Source organism: uncultured Clostridium sp., assembly GCF_937920395.1.
GTDB lineage: Bacteria > Bacillota > Clostridia > Clostridiales > Clostridiaceae > Clostridium_AD.
The window spans coordinates 1-16508 of sequence record NZ_CALEVF010000014.1 but is presented as its reverse complement, the minus strand read 5'-3'; the positions used below and the strand labels follow the sequence as shown (position 1 = coordinate 16508).

General features: G+C 30.9%; 19 protein-coding genes. 9 read left to right on the top strand and 10 right to left on the bottom strand.

Annotated features, from left to right (window positions below):
- Window positions 1–190: 190 nt before the first annotated feature.
- From Q0649_RS00900 to Q0649_RS00875, 6 genes are all read right to left on the bottom strand, one after another.
- Window positions 191–439 carry a multicopper oxidase domain-containing protein gene (locus tag Q0649_RS00900; RefSeq protein ID WP_298836315.1) on the bottom strand — a complete coding sequence of 83 codons (249 nt, stop codon included), beginning with the start codon at window positions 437–439 and terminating at the stop codon, window positions 191–193.
- Window positions 352–1083, bottom strand: coding sequence for a multicopper oxidase domain-containing protein (locus tag Q0649_RS00895; protein ID WP_298836314.1), 732 nt, complete (start codon window positions 1081–1083; stop codon window positions 352–354). The genes Q0649_RS00900 and Q0649_RS00895 overlap by 88 nt, the downstream gene beginning before the upstream one ends.
- Window positions 1084–1194: 111 nt before the next feature.
- Window positions 1195–1626: a MarR family winged helix-turn-helix transcriptional regulator gene (locus tag Q0649_RS00890; protein ID WP_298836313.1), complete on the bottom strand. Its 432-nt coding sequence runs from the start codon at window positions 1624–1626 to the stop codon at window positions 1195–1197.
- Between the two features lie 152 nt (window positions 1627–1778).
- Entirely contained in the window at window positions 1779–2366 is a 588-nt protein-coding gene (locus Q0649_RS00885; protein WP_298836312.1) for a TlpA disulfide reductase family protein, read from the bottom strand.
- Window positions 2367–2384: 18 nt separating this feature from the next.
- A complete protein-coding gene (locus Q0649_RS00880; RefSeq protein WP_298836311.1) occupies window positions 2385–3089 on the bottom strand; it encodes a cytochrome c biogenesis CcdA family protein in 705 nt (234 codons plus the stop codon).
- A gap of 48 nt (window positions 3090–3137) precedes the next feature.
- Window positions 3138–3866 (bottom strand): sulfite exporter TauE/SafE family protein, encoded by a 729-nt coding sequence (locus Q0649_RS00875; protein WP_298836310.1) that lies wholly within the window; start codon window positions 3864–3866, stop codon window positions 3138–3140.
- A gap of 267 nt (window positions 3867–4133) precedes the next feature.
- Here Q0649_RS00875 and Q0649_RS00870 point away from each other — a divergent pair, with 267 nt between their 5' ends.
- From Q0649_RS00870 to Q0649_RS00830, 9 genes are all read left to right on the top strand, one after another.
- Window positions 4134–4307: a hypothetical protein gene (locus Q0649_RS00870; RefSeq protein WP_298836309.1), complete on the top strand. Its 174-nt coding sequence runs from the start codon at window positions 4134–4136 to the stop codon at window positions 4305–4307.
- A 73-nt stretch (window positions 4308–4380) separates the two neighbouring features.
- Complete coding sequence (locus Q0649_RS00865) at window positions 4381–5526, top strand: isochorismate synthase MenF (protein ID WP_298836308.1); 1146 nt, start codon at window positions 4381–4383, stop codon at window positions 5524–5526.
- A gap of 16 nt (window positions 5527–5542) precedes the next feature.
- Window positions 5543–7192, top strand: a complete 1650-nt coding sequence (gene menD, locus Q0649_RS00860; protein ID WP_298836307.1) for a 2-succinyl-5-enolpyruvyl-6-hydroxy-3-cyclohexene-1-carboxylic-acid synthase — start codon at window positions 5543–5545, stop codon at window positions 7190–7192.
- 9 nt (window positions 7193–7201) lie between these two features.
- Window positions 7202–7999: a 2-succinyl-6-hydroxy-2,4-cyclohexadiene-1-carboxylate synthase gene (menH, locus tag Q0649_RS00855; protein WP_298836306.1), complete on the top strand. Its 798-nt coding sequence runs from the start codon at window positions 7202–7204 to the stop codon at window positions 7997–7999.
- A gap of 12 nt (window positions 8000–8011) precedes the next feature.
- Window positions 8012–8854, top strand: a complete 843-nt coding sequence (gene menB / locus Q0649_RS00850) for a 1,4-dihydroxy-2-naphthoyl-CoA synthase (protein WP_298836304.1) — start codon at window positions 8012–8014, stop codon at window positions 8852–8854.
- Between the two features lie 24 nt (window positions 8855–8878).
- On the top strand, window positions 8879–10210 hold the full coding sequence (menE, locus tag Q0649_RS00845) for an o-succinylbenzoate--CoA ligase (RefSeq protein ID WP_298836302.1): 1332 nt from the start codon (window positions 8879–8881) through the stop codon (window positions 10208–10210).
- 12 nt (window positions 10211–10222) lie between these two features.
- Window positions 10223–11332: an o-succinylbenzoate synthase gene (gene menC, locus Q0649_RS00840; protein ID WP_298836300.1), complete on the top strand. Its 1110-nt coding sequence runs from the start codon at window positions 10223–10225 to the stop codon at window positions 11330–11332.
- A 1-nt stretch (window position 11333) separates the two neighbouring features.
- On the top strand, window positions 11334–11732 hold the full coding sequence (locus tag Q0649_RS00835) for a PaaI family thioesterase (protein WP_298836298.1): 399 nt from the start codon (window positions 11334–11336) through the stop codon (window positions 11730–11732).
- Between the two features lie 2 nt (window positions 11733–11734).
- Complete coding sequence (locus Q0649_RS00830) at window positions 11735–12622, top strand: UbiA family prenyltransferase (protein ID WP_298836296.1); 888 nt, start codon at window positions 11735–11737, stop codon at window positions 12620–12622.
- A 95-nt stretch (window positions 12623–12717) separates the two neighbouring features.
- Here the strand turns inward: Q0649_RS00830 and Q0649_RS00825 are convergent, their stop codons facing one another.
- From Q0649_RS00825 to Q0649_RS00810, 4 genes are all read right to left on the bottom strand, one after another.
- Window positions 12718–13290 carry a hypothetical protein gene (locus tag Q0649_RS00825; protein ID WP_298836294.1) on the bottom strand — a complete coding sequence of 191 codons (573 nt, stop codon included), beginning with the start codon at window positions 13288–13290 and terminating at the stop codon, window positions 12718–12720.
- 204 nt (window positions 13291–13494) lie between these two features.
- Window positions 13495–13923: a DoxX family protein gene (locus Q0649_RS00820; protein ID WP_367179330.1), complete on the bottom strand. Its 429-nt coding sequence runs from the start codon at window positions 13921–13923 to the stop codon at window positions 13495–13497.
- Between the two features lie 1005 nt (window positions 13924–14928).
- On the bottom strand, window positions 14929–15222 hold the full coding sequence (locus tag Q0649_RS00815) for a ferredoxin family protein (RefSeq protein WP_298836292.1): 294 nt from the start codon (window positions 15220–15222) through the stop codon (window positions 14929–14931).
- On the bottom strand, window positions 15222–16508 hold a 1287-nt coding region (locus Q0649_RS00810; protein WP_298836290.1), incomplete at its 5' end, for an FAD-dependent oxidoreductase. The genes Q0649_RS00810 and Q0649_RS00815, both read right to left, overlap by 1 nt.

The window sequence follows — 16508 nt, the reverse complement described above, 5'->3', positions numbered from 1 at the left end:
CATCATAAAAAGGTTGAAATTAAAAAATGCGACAACTATGTTGACAAATTCCGATTTATATTGTTTTTAAATAGTATAATTGCTACGCGAGTATATAAGACTGCGAAACAACTTCCGAGTAAGTTATACCATTATATACAATAAATCTAAATATGGTTTAATGGCTCCGTTTAGTATTACTATATCTTATCTATTTACAAACAATAGTTGTAAACATACCACCCATTTTACTAGTCATATTATTGGACATATGATGTGGAATATGGCAGTGAAAGGGCCATACGCCTGGATTATTTGCCTTAAACTCAATATCCCAGGTTTCACCTGAAGCAACTAGTATTGTATTTTTCTTCAATCTACCATAGCATGGTATAGTATTGCCATCCGATGCAGATACCAAAAATTGGTGCCCATGAATATGGATTGGGTGAGGATCCATACTATATTCCCTAACCTTATTCTTACCATATCTCCTTTCATTACTTCTAATGGTGTAGTATATGGATAACATCTACCATTCATAGTAAAAAAATTGAAATCATGAGACATGGGATCAATATCGTAGGTGCCTTTTTTTACCTCTTGCATTTTGAGATCCTTTAGATGAAATTCATGAAGCATAATAAAATAATCTTTCTGGATTATCCTATCGGTCTCATATGGATCTAAAATAATGAAACCTCCACCTAACCCCATCATTTCCTGTTTACTTGAGTCCATATGAGTGTGGTACATATGAGTTCCTGGTGGATTTATAATTCTAAAATAATAATCAAAATAACTTCCAGATAATATTTGTGGCGATGGTTCAACGCCTGGAACTCCATCCATTAAATTTGGTATGTCTAACCCATGCCAATGTACACTTGTTGGTTCATCTAGTTTATTATATATCCTTAAGTTCACATAATCTCCCGGATATACTTGTATTGTAGGGCCTGGTATATTACCGTTGTATCCTAATCCATTTATATATAAGCCTGGTAATATTTCTTGTTTTACTTTTTCTGCTATCAATTCAAAATACTTAATACCATTTCTCATTTTAAAAGATAGATTTGAAACATCAGGTGTAATAACCAAATATATTCCTCCTAAAAAATTAATTCAATATTATAATATTCAATAGAAGTGTTATTAGCACAAACTCTTCAAGTTTAATCTGCATAACAGCGAATATTTGAAGCCCAGCCTTTACTGGTATAGATAGTAATTTCCCAGGAATTTTTGAAGTGCTCTTTTAAATACTTGGATTTCCTCTTCTGTAATGCTCATTGAAAAAAGCTTGCTCATTTTTTGTCCTTCTGGTAAAAGCTCTTCAATTCTCTCTCTACCTTTATGGGTAAGATTAATATATGTAACTCTTTTGTCTTCCCTTGCCTTAGATCTTTTAATTAAGCCCTCCTCTTCCATTCTATCTAAAAGCCTTGCAACAGTAGACTCTTTAATGTCCATTCTTTCTCCTAATTCATGTTGGCTGAGGTCTCCATATTTTAATAAATAATACATAGCTATCCACTGAACCCTGGTTACACCAAGTGGAATTAATCTTTCATTAAACATATTCACCATTTTTTTAGATGTCTTACTATTTATAAAACACACACTTGATTCAATATCAAACATTACAACCTCCCACTCTTAATTATTCATTATATTATATTGTTTTATTTTATTTTATTTAAAATATGTTCAATTTCAATAATAAAGTGTATTGCTTAAACTTAAAGCAGTACCCTGTACCATTTAATGGATATTGAATTTATTTTTTTCATTAACTATTTATCTAAAGTCTTAATATATGTTTTCATCTGATCAATATTCATACCACCAATACTTTTAGAAACGATATTTCCATTTACATCAATGAAATATGAAGTTGGAATAGATGTTATATTATATTTAGCGGCAACACTCTGATCAGGATCTATAAGCACTCTAAAATTATACTTGTTACTATCAATAAAGGGTTTAACCGTGCTTAAAGGCTCTCCTATCTCTACGGCGACTATAACTAAGTTGCTATTTTTTGTTTCTTGATATAATTTTTCAATCTCAGGCATTTCTGCTTTACATGGAGGACACCAAGTTGCCCAAAAATTAAGGAATACTTTCTTACCTTTTAAGTCACTTAAAGACAATTCTTTACCGTTAAGATCTTTTAATTTGAAATCTATAGCCTTGATTTTAGCAGCATTAGGGTTTGTTACGATAGGTTGGATAGAGGTATTATTTTGAGTAGTACTACTGTCTGTGCTTCCCACAGATGAGTTAGATTTAGAGTTTGATGCATTATAGGTGTTTAAAGTATAAATGGAGCCACCTATAACGATGGAAACTATAAGTACTATTAGATATTTTTTCATATTTATTCTCTCCTTTTATTAGAAATTAATAAAATTTGTATATTGACTTAATATTGCTAATTTGTTCATGAAGATCATAACTCCCATTGTTATCATTAATAAACCACTAATTGTAGATACTATAGGTAGATATTTTGAAAACTTTCTAAATTGTTTAGTAAAGCTCCCTATGGCCATGGCAGTTAAAATAAATGGAACAGCGAGTCCAAGGGAATACATTATCAGAAGTAAAACCCCTTTACCCTCAGAGTTCATACTTGTAGCATAGATGAGTATTGAGGATAATATAGGACCAATGCAAGGGGTCCAACCTGCAGCAAAAGCCATTCCCATTATTACTGAACTAAATGGGCCTTTAATTTTATTAAAATATAAAAACCTTTTCTCGCGATATAACAATTTTATTTTAAACACTCCAAGGGTATGGAGACCAAAAACAACAATAAGGGTCCCTCCAACTTTTCTAAACAAATCTTTATGGGTAGTTAGTAATTTACCAAGAGAAGTTATAGAAACACCCATTAAAATGAAAATAATAGAAAAACCTAACACAAATCCAAAGGAATTATATAGAGTAGAAAATTTAGCCTTGCCATCCTTTAATTCCTCTATAGAAGAACCAGTTAAATAACTAATATATGCAGGAACTAGTGGAAGGACGCAAGGAGATAAAAATGATAGAAGACCTGCAGAGAAAGCTAATAATACTGTTATGTCATTCAAGTATAAAACACCTCCGATTTAGTATTAATGATACTAATTAATGTTTAATTACCAATATATAAAGCTATCAATTAACCCAAAGATAATAAGTAAAAGCCCCCCAAAAACTCTAATTGTGATTTGAATATTTTTGAATTTTGTTATGTTGGATTTAAAGTTAGTTTTTCCTATAAAAATCAATAATAATATTAAGTAGATGGGCATAAGGGTTCCTAATGCAAAAAGCGGAGGATAAATTATTCCCAAAGGAGATTTAAAGCTTAGAGGAACAATAATTCCGAAGAATAACCAAAATAAAGTTGGACAAAAGGCTAGTGAAAATAGTGAACCCATTATAAATGAGGGATTAAATAGCTTAAACTTATATGTTAAATTATCAACATTAGCTATAAATGAATTTCCAATAGATCCTTTTAAATTTAAAACACCTAAGATATAAAGCCCAATAACTATTACAGAAGGTCCCATAAGCTTTCTAAATAAGCTAAAGAAAGGTATAGATGCTCTTTGTATATTAACCTTAAATAATAATATTAATATTCCATAAAACAAGAATATAGTTAGCTTACCAAGTGAATACCATAATGCACTTTTAAAAAGATTTTTATTGGTAGATCCATCCTTTGTAATAAATCCAATAGCTCCAAGGTTTGTGGTGAGTTGACATGGAGCGGTTGAACCAATAATCCCAATTAAGAAAACACCAATCAAAGGTATATTTAGATTTTCTGAAAAATTCATTATAGGGTCACTTAAAAGTCTGTTTAACATACCCATAATTTCATAAAGCCTCAATGTAAAATACGAAATAGTAAAAACTCCTTTCTATGAGAAAAATCACAACTGTAAATATTATACTAAAAAGATATGGAGATCTTGTGTGTTTCACATAATTGTTACAATTTGAATTATAACAATTGTCCATATTAAACTACGTACAAAATTTATTCATTATAAATATTTCTTTAAATGCTTCATTTCTACATAAAATCTTTATAAGTTTTTTTTATAATAAGTTATATAAAAAAGAATGGAGTGGTAGATATGGGAACAATAATATCAGTATTAATGTTTATGGGTGTAATGTTTTTAATGTCTAAATTAGGATTAGGATGTTGTGGAAGCAATTGTGATCATAATGAAAGTAACAGTAAAAAAAGTTGTTATAGCTTAGAAAAAGACAAAGAAAAAATTTATAAGGATGCTTTTATAAAATAACTCTGATGGGTCGATTGGTTAGTATATCAGAGATTAGAAAATTTATTATAATTTAAATATAGAGGTGTATAATTTGAAATATTATGAAAAACAGATTAAATTAGATAATCCGCTTTCGTTTTGGAGGCATTTTGAAAACGAGGAAAAGTTTTCATTCTATAATCCAATAAAAAAAGAGTTGATTCTTGGGGCTAAACGTTTAAAAGCCGTTTCTATTGATGAAAGTATAAAGGATTATTTATATGTTTTCTCATCAATGACATTTTTTAATTCAATCAAAGATGAAAAGTGGGCGGGATTTGGTAATGAAAATGTTGCATTTGAATATTATCTTGTTGAAAAGGATGGTAAACAGACATTTTACTATTTTCAAGATTTAGTTGAAATTGAAAATAGGGAAGTGGAAGTTTGCCAGCATTCTTATATATATGAAATGGACGATTATGAAGCATGGACACAAATGTTTTCTGCGGCAAAAGATGCAATCTCGAAAGAAGAGGTAAATAAAGTTGTTATTTCAAGAGAAGTTAAAATTGAATGTGGTGCTCTAATAAATGTAGAAAGTGTATTACAGAAGCTTTTGAGACAAAGCATAAATAGTTTTGTATTTGGTTATTTTAAGGACGGTAAAACATTTTTAGGTGCAACACCAGAGATTTTGGTCCAAAAAGATAAAAACAGAGTATTAAGTTACGCTCTTGCTGGCACTATTTTGCGAAGCAATGAGAATGATGAGTTACAGAAAGAGGCGTTATTAACGGATACTAAAAATCGCCATGAACATCAAATTGTTATTGACTCAATAGTTAAAGTTATGAAGAGATTTACAGATGAATTGATTGTCGATGAGACTAGAATTTTAACACTTAAAAATCTGCATCATTTACAAACAGCTATTCATGGAACTGATAAAAACAGCACTTTACTTCAATGGGTAAAACGACTTCATCCTACCCCTGCCTTAGGTGGTAATCCGGTAGATAAAGCTCTGGAATTAATCAAAAGATATGAAAAACATGAAAGAGGCTTGTATGCGGCGCCTATTGGCATAATGGATGAAAATGGGGATGGTATTTTTGTAGCAGGAATAAGATCTGCTCTGATTGTAGAAAATATAGCATATGCCTATGCAGGATGTGGAATAGTAGATAAATCAAATTGTGAAGTCGAATATATTGAAACAAAGGATAAGCTAAAAACAATAATAGAAAGCTTATAGTGAAGAGGAGAAAAAAATGACAAATTATATTGCTGCGTTAGTTGACGAACTATATCAATTAGGTGTGCGTGAAGTTGTAATTAGTCCAGGTTCACGATCTACACCCATATCTATATTATTTTGTGAACATGATTTTAAAATCTATGTAAATGTTGATGAGCGTTCTGCAGGTTTCTTTGCGCTAGGTATAGCTAAAGAACAGGCTAGACCTGTGGTATTAGTTTGTACTTCAGGTTCCGCTGTGGCGAATTATTTACCTGCCATTGTGGAAGCAAAGTATTCAGGAGTACCATTAATTGTTTTAACAGCTGATCGCCCACCTGAACTCCGTAATGTTGGGGCACCACAAACAATTGATCAGAATAAAATATTCGACAACTTTACAAAATATTACGAAGAACTGGCACTTCCTGAGGAAAGTGAAAGTATGTACAGGTATGTACGTGTGGTGATGCAGAAAGCATATGTAAGTGCTATGTCAAAAGAATATGGGGTAATCCACATTAATGTACCAATTCGTGACCCTTTAACTCCAGATTTAAGTAAGCTTAACTTTACTGTAGGGCGTGCAAAAAACAAATTTGAATTCAGCGAAGGAGAAAATCAAATTTTCATGGATGCCTCCATTTTTAAAAATAAAAATGGAATTATTATTTGTGGTGGAGATGCATATTCAAACTATCATAAACAAGTCTTAGAACTAGGAGAACGGTTAAAAATACCAATACTTGCTGACCCAATTTCAAATTTAAGAAATTACTCTAGTAATATTATTATTGATAGTTATGATGCTTTTTTAAAAGATGATGATATTAAAAGAGGATTAGAACCTGAATTTATTATTCACTTTGGGCAGTTACCTGTTTCTAAAAGGTTGCAGCAGTTTTTGACACTACATAAAGAGGCTTTATATATACAAATTGGTGAAAGTTTTAAATATTGTAATCCATCATTGTCAACGAAAAGATATATTGTTTCTTCACCAAAATTGTTTGCTACCTCTATTGGTATAGAAAATAGTAATAGAGAGTATTTAGATAAGTGGTTAAGATATCAGAAACAAATGCGTAAACAACTTAATGGTGCAAAGGATGAAGAATACCTATTTGAAGGAAAATTAATTCAAAAGCTACAAGGTATGCTGCCAGAAAAAAGTAGATTAGTTGTAGCAAATAGTATGTCGATTCGTGATATGGATTACTTTTTTGAAACCCGTAATCAGAATATAAAGGTTTTATGTAATAGAGGGGCAAATGGAATTGATGGTACTGTTTCCACCGCACTAGGTATATCTACATCAAATCATACAACAGTTTTAATAGCAGGTGATTTGGCATTTTACCATGATTTAAATGGATTATTAATTGGAAAGGCACATAATTTAAATTTAATTATCCTGTTATTAAATAATGATGGGGGAGGAATTTTTAGATATTTACCTCAAAGTAAAGAAAATCATTTTGAACATTTATTTTTAACACCACAGGGAATAAATTTTGAGGGCGTAAAAACTTTGTATAATACAATCTATTATGAAGCGAAAGATTATAAGCAGTTTGAAGATGACTTTAATGAAGCACTGACTTTGGAAGGAATTAAGCTAATTGAGGTAAAAATCAATTCAGAGTTAAGTAAAATATTACATGAAAAATACACAACATTATAGGGTGATAGTATGTTTATTGAAGTTGAAAAAATCAAATATCACATTGAAGTAAAGGGTGAAGGAAAACCAATTATTTGTTTACATGGTTTTTCAGAAAACCTTGGCACCTGGGAAGTTATTAAATTGCATGAGCATCAATTAATATTAATTGATTTAATTGGACATGGGAAAAGTGATAAACCAAAACTTTTCAAATATTATTCATTAAAAGTAATGATTAAGCATTTAAATATGATCATCTCTAAGTTAGGTTTAAAGAGATACTCAATGCTAGGTTATTCTATGGGTGGTCGTATTGCACTAGCCTATGCTTTAAATTATCCCAAAGAAATCGATAATCTGATTTTAGAAAATGCATCTTATGGTGAAGTTGGATTTTTAAATCGCTTAAAACGTCGCAGGAATGATGTAAACTTATCAAAAATGATACAAAAAAATGGGATAGAATGGTTTAATCAATATTGGAGTGATTTAGGCATCTTTAAATCACAAAGAAAGTTACCAAGGTCTATTATTAATGAAATAAACAAAAGACGTTTAGGTAATAGTACTAGAGCACTTTCAAACACACTGAAATGCACTGGCCAAGGAAAATTTCCATGTCTGAAAGATCAAATAGTTAAATTATCTATGCCTACATTATATGTTAGTGGACAATTTGATAAAAAATATGATGCAGTGGGTAAAAATTTTAAAAAATTAAATAAAAATATAAAGCATGTTGCAATAAATGGATGTGGACATAATACTCATATTGAAGATGCTAAAGCATTTATGGATGTTTTAAACGAATTTTTAAAAATTTAGAGGAGTGAAGATATGGATAAATTTAATTGGAAAGATTCAATGCGTAATTATGAAGATATAAAATATGAAACTTATGATGGGATTGCAAAGATTACAATTAATCGACCTGAAGTGAGAAATGCCTTTCGTCCTAAAACTATAATGGAATTAATCCATGCATTTACTATGGCTCGTGAAGATAGTAAAATAGGTGTGGTAATTTTAACTGGAGCTAATCATGGTCAAGGCGTGGAAAACGAGGCGTTCTGCTCAGGAGGAGATCAAAAGGTACGTGGAAATGGAGGATATGTTGGTGATGATAATATCCCACGTTTAAATGTTTTAGATTTGCAACATTTAATTAGAATTATTCCAAAACCAGTTATTGCAATGGTTAATGGGTACGCAATTGGTGGTGGCCATGTGTTACATATAGTATGTGACTTAACAATAGCTTCTGAAAATGCTAAATTTGGTCAAACAGGACCCAAAGTAGGGTCTTTTGACGGTGGGTATGGTGCAGGATATTTAGCACGTATCGTTGGTCATAAAAAGGCACGTGAGATTTGGTATTTATGTCGTCAATATACTGCTAAAGAGGCTCTTGATATGGGACTTGTGAATACAGTAGTTCCATTTTGTGAGTTAGAACAGGAAACAGTAAAATGGGCAAAAGAAATAATGCAACATTCTCCAACTGCATTACGTTTCTTAAAAGCATCATTTAATGCAGATACAGATGGATTAGCTGGTTTGCAACAATTAGCAGGGGATGCTACTTTATTATATTACACTACGGAGGAAGCAAAAGAAGGGCGAGATGCTTTTAAAGAAAAACGCGACCCCAATTTTGAAGAATTTCCTAAATTCCCATAAATAAATTTGTAAAGGTGAGATAAAATGAATTGGCTTAAAAAACACAACATTGAAAATCCAAATAAAAAGTTCATTAATGATTTAACTTATCATGAAGTTTATGAACGTGTGATAGAACTTACTGGGAAACTATCGTCATATGTGAAAACTGAGCGAAGGGTTGCTATCTATTCAAATAACTCAGTTGATATGGTTCTCTTCTTTTTGGCATTACAACTTTTGGGTAAAGAAGTTGTAATGTTAAATATTCATTTGACAGAGAATGAGCTTAAAAATCAATTAACCTTAACAGAGGTTAAAGTTATATTTTCATATGACGATAGATTTATAAGCTTTAATAAAGTTTATAAAAATAAGAGGGAAGAGGTAAAATTAATAGAAGAGTTTGAAGGTGAAAACATTGTTGTTATCATGAATACAAGTGCTACAACCGGCGAGTTCAAATCAGTTCCTATTAGGTGGAAACAGTTTTCAGCTCATGTATTGGCATCCCAGAAAAGTATTGGGGTAACAATGGGGGATAATTGGCTTTTGGTATTACCTATGTATCATATTAGTGGATTAACTATTTTACTACGAAGTTTATACAATGGTACTCAAATTACTATACTGGAAAGGTTTGATGAAGAAAAAGTCTTAAGCTTAATTAAAAGTGGGACTATAAATATGATCTCTATTGTTCCAACTATGTTAAATAGGATTGTTGAGAGAATAGAAATACATAAATTACGTGTAGTGTTGTTAGGTGGTGAATTTATACCTAAGGATTTGGTTGAGAAAAGCATATTACGAAACATTCCATTATATAAAACCTATGGAATGACAGAGACAACAAGTCAATCCACTACTTTTTCAGTATTAGAATATCCAGAGAAAATTGATTCAGTCGGAATTCCACTTGAAAATGTAGATATTCAAATTCAAAATGTTGATAAAAAAGGAATTGGTGAAATCCTAATTAAAAGTCCTATGCTTATAGATGGATATCTAGGTAAAAAAAATATATCTGGATACTTTAATACAGGAGATGTGGGATACATTGATGAAGATGGATTTTTAAATATAGTTGCTCGTCGCAAAGATATAATTATATCTGGTGGTGAAAATATTTATCCGAAAGAGATAGAAAACATCTTATATGCACATCCGGAAATAAATGAGTGTGCAGTGGTTGGACATATTGATGAAAAGTGGGGACAGGTTCCTGTACTTTATTTGGTGTCTACCTTAAGTCAACATGAAATATTAGAGTATCTTTCAACTAAATTAGCTAAATACAAGATTCCTAAAAAAATTATTTTTATGGAATCTCTCCCTAAAAATTCAGTAGGGAAGATATTAAAAAAAGATTTATAAGAAGGTGTATAAATGCAGATTGAGCAAGTAGAACTTTTTCATATTAAAATGCCTATGAATTTCACATTTAAGACATCGAAAGCTTCTATAAAATATCGTGAAACAATTGTAATTAAAGCTACAGATGAACTTGGCAATAATGGCTATGGTGAGGTGGTTTCTTTTAAGGAACCATTTTATACTAATGAGACATTGGATGGTTCTAAGCAGGTGTTAATAAATAAATATATTAATGCTGTAATTCATCACAATATAGAGCATCCTTTTGATATACACAAAGATTTAGATGTAGAGTGTCCCATGGCACTGGCAGGACTCGAAAATTCCTTGGTAGATTTATATGCTAAAAGAAATAATAAGTCTATTATGAAGCTTGTATTTGATGAAGAGACTAGTGATGAGATATATGCAGGAATTGTACTTGGTGATTTAGATGTTAAAGTTCTAATAAGACAAATCGAGGATTATCAAGATGAAGGATATACTCGCTTTAAAATAAAGATTAAACCAGTCGATGGTTTTATAAAGTTAAAGGCTATTAGAGAAAAGTATCCTGACATCCAATTGCTAGTAGACGCTAACAAAAGTTATAAGTTTGATCAGATTAATGATATAAAAAAATTAGATCAATTTAATTTAAAGTGCATAGAAGAACCATTAAACACAGAAAATTTTTTAGAATATCAAAAACTTCAAAAGCAGCTTCGTACTCCAATATGTCTGGATGAAAGCATCCAAACCGTTAATGATTTAAGAACTGCAATTTTGTTAAAATCATTTAAGGTATTAAATATAAAAGTAGGCCGTGTTGGTGGAATTTACTATGCAAAAAAAATGATTGACATATGCAGGGAAAATAATATTAAGTATTGGATTGGAAGCATGGTTGAAAGTGAAATTTCTAAAATATTGCATGTTCATTTAGCTAGTTTAAATGATACTTATATTCCAGGAGATTTATCGTCATCTAAGCGTTACTTTAAAAAGGATATAATTAAACCAGAAATCATTGTGAAAAAGGGCCTAATAAAAGTACCTAAAGGTTATGGATTAGGCGTTGAGATTGATGAAGCTATATTAAAAAAATATACAATAGACTATATTAAAATAGGTGATGAATAGGATGAATTTAATAGAGGGTTTAAATATAGAATATATTCATGTGTTTGAACGTGGACTTGAAGCTAAAATGAATTTAAACCAGTTTCATAATCAAACCTTTGGCTATTTACATGGGGGTGCGACAATTGCCTTCGGAGAAACAATTACAGGTCACGCCTCACTTCAAATGATAAATAAAGATCAAGTAGCAGTAGGGCAAACTATTACTGCAAACCATATGAATGCAAAAAAAATAGAAGGCTATATTCTTGCGAAAGGAAAGCTAATACATATGGGAAAGACATCTCATGTATGGAGTGTTGAAATGTTTGATGAAAATAGTGTATTAATATCATATATGACAGTTACAAATGCTATTATAAAATCAAATAAAGATAATCCATTTGGTAAGGAGAGGTAAAAATGAGTTTTAAATCAATAATTAAACTTATGGACATAAAGACTCTTGTTGCAGGGATTGTCCCTGTAATTTTAGGCTCAATTTATTCAAAGTATGCTTTTGGAAAGTTTAACATATTATATTTCATATTATTAATAGTTGCCATGATACTTATTCAAAGTGCAACTAATATGGTTAATGATTACTCCGACTTTAAAAGTGGAGCAGATAACAAAAAGAGTGGTAATGAAAAAGCTTTAGTAAGCGGGGAGATTACTTCAAAACAAGTTTTGGTTACTATATTTTTATTTCAACTTATCGCTTGTATGATTGGTATTTTTATTGCTAGTCAAACAAGTTATTATATTTTGATTGTTGCAATTATCGGAGGTATTATTTCAATTTCATATGCATTTGGACCTTTTCCTATTTCATATACTCCATTTGGTGAAGCTGTTGCTGGAATAACAATGGGTATTGGTATAACAACGACAGTAATTTATATTCAATCTGGTGCAATTAATCTAAATACATTTTTAGTAGCAATTCCTACAGTAATATATATAAGTACTATATTATTATCTAATAATATAAGTGATTTGCAAGAGGATCGAGAAGTAGGTAGAAAAACATTGCCTATTTTATTAGGGGTCAAAAATGCTGAGAAACTTTGGATTATTAATGTAATAATCATTTTAGTACTAACATTTATATTAGTACTAGTACACATTTATCCGATTGTTGTTTTAGTGACTGTTTTAATATTTTTCCCTTATAAGTCTATAATTGATTTTATATCTTATGATAAAAACATGAATACAAAAGGAAGGACTATGGGTCTAATTAGTAAGATTGGATTAAAATATCATTTGTCAGTGATTGTTGGATTATTGATAGCAATCATGGTATAAAAGGGTATAGTAAAAGCAGAAGTTTTTTATAACTTCTGCTTTTACTTTTCTTAAATAATATATATAATCATAATAATTTTACAAATAATACCTATCTAAGCTTTAACAGATTTTTTCTTATTCAAAGCAGCTACAACTATAACTAGTACAATTACTCCTAAAAATCCACCGCCAATTAGAAGAAAGTTAGGGCCTTGCGCATTAACATTAAAATTAATGTATTTTGCCTGTCCTTTAACATCGAAAGTAGATTCAACAATCCATTTACCTGTACTTTTGATGTTTACCATTCCTGTATATTCGCCTTTTATGGAACCGTCTTTTAGAGGTATCGTCGTCATATCACTTGCACTCATACCACTCATGCCAGGCATAGCAGCCATACTGCTCGTACCACTCGTATTAACAGCACCATTAGTACCATTAGGATCGTCCGCAGATGCAGTGACTTTTAAATTAGGCAAAGGGTTTCCATTTTTATCAAGTATTTTAATTGTGAAATTATTATTACCTAGCTTTAATTTTGGGTTTGTAAAGGTTAAGGTGGCTTTTACACCATCAACCGTTTTGTTAATTCGAGTACCAGTTGTAGAAGCAAATGCAGATATCGAAACTGATAAAATTAATATTAAGGTAAATACAAAGCTTTTTAATGATTTTAATTTCATGTTTCTTGGGCCCCTTTTTAAAAATATTTATTTTCATCTTTTGTTAAACAAAATACGGTGATTTTAGGTTTTAAACTTGAATTCTTTAATAAATAAGATTAAAAAAATTTGTTTTATGAGGAAATTGGATCTGAATCTGATTTTTTGGTAAAGATGTTTTTAAGAATGGGTAGTATAAAGTGGTCAAGCCCAATAGTATAGGCATTAACCCCAACAAATAGGAGTATGAAATGCTACTGTGTACATATTTGGATTTGTACTAGTAGTGCCAGCTAACATATAATTTAGGTTCATAAGTGCACCAGCGATAAGTCCTACAACTGTAAGAGCACCTAGAATTAAGCTAATGCCAACAAGAAATTCACCAAATGCAATTAGATAACTAAATGTTACAGCATTTGGTAGTGCTATTGTTTTGATAAAGTCAGCATACCACGACTGAACTGCTGGATGAGCACCAGAAGATTTAATTAATGCAGCTTTTAAAAATCCGCTTATGCCTGTACCAGCAGTACTGCCAATCCATCCACCTCCAGTGATTTTTTCCCATCCAGAAGAAATCCACTGGTAACCTAACCATAAACGTAGTACTGTCCATACGATGTTAAAATATTTGTTTTTAAGTAGTTTCATTTTAAAATCTCCTTAAATTTTTATTTGCATATCTTGTTAAAAGTCTAACATTTTCAACATGAGGCTATTAATTTGTTTTTTATTGTTCCAGGTAGTGTCGCCACAATTTTGTAACTAGCACACATAATTAAAACAGCTTATAATTGCGTGTGGATAATTGGTACTTAGACTTACATATGTTTTTCACTAGATTCAAATCATTACTTATTAAACTATAAATGTCTTCAAGCTGGGAAATTACCACCACCTTTATATATTTTAAAACTACATATTTTATAAAGTACGAGTTGTTGAAAATATATTGTAAGTACAATACATATTATATTATTTTTTTATGAAGATATTATGTAGAATAAATGAAATTCACCAAAATAATATTATTAATACATCACAAGTAACAAATTACAAGTGCTCCTTTATAATCCTCGTAAAGAATAAATGAATTTTTTGGAAAGAGTAAATAGTAATCTTCTAAAATCTACATAATAAATTGATATAGTAAAAAATATATTATTACTTTTAAGATTACATTAAAAATGGAGGGAATAAGTTTATGTGGGTTAAGTTATATTAATAACTTTGTTTATTGTAGCTGTAGTAGGACATGTTATTTATCATAGAAAAAATAATTTGAAATTAGTTTAGGTGTGCTATATTTTATGAAATTAAGTGAAAGAGCGAACTTCTCCGTTTTGTCCATCAGCATCATTTATTAACACTGTATTTGGGCCTAATTCTACTGTAATGGTATATCTAATATGTGAGTTGAGTTATATTACATAAACTATGACAAGATAAAATTAGATGCGTTAGAAATTGTTGTCCTTAAAGAGAGCATCATGATTGTTTTAGCATGATTTATATAACAATTCAATTTCAATGTAATAATTATAGTGGCGTGTCATAATTAAAATGGGTTTAGGTGAAGACTAAGAATTCAAATAACATTATTTATAAAACATTTAAGGTGTGCAATATTTTGCACACCTTAAATGTTTTTAATCATTAAGCTAATCTAAACTGTATCCCAAATCCTCCACGAGGATAGTTCCAATCTATATTATCATGAGGACATGCAATCCGACAAGCACCGCATTCGAGGCATCCTTCATATCCTACAACTATTTTAGAATCTTTATATTGGTATACACCTGCTGGGCAAAATTTTGTACAATTCTTTTCATCGCAAGCGGCACAAACACCTTCATCTTTGATAACTAGATGGGAAACTGTATCAGCATTATAAGTATTCAAAAATAATTTATCATCAATATTGACCTTCTTTTTTATATCACCCATTATTTCACTTCCTTTAACATTTTAAATATATCTAAAGCGGCAGTTAACATTGATCTGCCTTTAGTCATGTGTTTTATAATTAGTTTTTGTTTTTGAGATTTAGATACACCGTCCACAGTTAACATTTCGCTAACAGATTTATTAAGTGCTGGCATATAATGATTGAAGTAAGCCCCATTATTCTCCATAGTAGATGAAGCATTCTTATATTTTTTTAGATCTTTAGTGATGTAGCTTTCTTTAATTAAATCCTCATAATAAGAAAGAGTTTTTTTGGTGAATTCTCCAATGCCTTTAGCTCTTATAATTGTTTCGGCGGCAAAACGTCCCGAAGTCATTCCCATGTTTGAACCTTCTCTATGAATGCCGTTAACAAACTGAGCCGCATCACCGATAACTATAACCCCCTCATCCACTAATTTCGGAATGCTTTTATAACCACCTTCTGGAATTAAATGAGCATAATATTCACAAGGCTGACTGTCTGCAATTAAGGGTTTAACCATAGGATGATTCTTTATATACTCTAGTAGTTCATAAGGTTCAACGCGTTTATTATACATTTGTGAAAGTAATGCACCACATCCAATAGATATATGATCTTTGTTTGTATAAATGAAAGCTGTACCTACCATACCTAATGTAGTATCACCAAATATTTCAATGGTTGCTCCCATTCCTATATCAAGATTAAAGCGTTCTTCTATTTCTTTAGAAGGCATTTTTAATTCCTCCATAACACAAAGAGCAACCTGGTCCATGCGCCATTCCTTATGGAATCCAAGACTTTTACCTAGTAATGAATTTACTCCGTCTGCAAGAACAACTACATCTGCAAATATATCTCCATCGGGTCTGTCCGTGCGAACGCCAACTACTTTATTATTTTCTATTATGCATTCTTTTACTACGGTTTCATTAATAATCAGTGCACCAACTTCAACACATTTCTTCGCAAACCATTGATCAAACTTACCTCTAAAAACAGTAAAGTTATTGTAGGGAGCTTTTGACCATTCCATATCTTTATATCCCGTTTTAACAACAGATTCTTTACCCATTATCCATAGATTTTGTTCAACGATGGCACGTTCGAGTGGAGCATCCTTCCAAAAATCAGGTATGATTTCCGCCATCATATGACTGTACAAAACTCCACCCATAACATTTTTTGATCCAGGGTGTTGACCCTTTTCAATTACAATAACTTTAAGGCCTGCTTTCGACATAATATAAGCTGCTGCAAGTCCGGATACGCCAGCTCCAACAATAATAGCATCAAATTT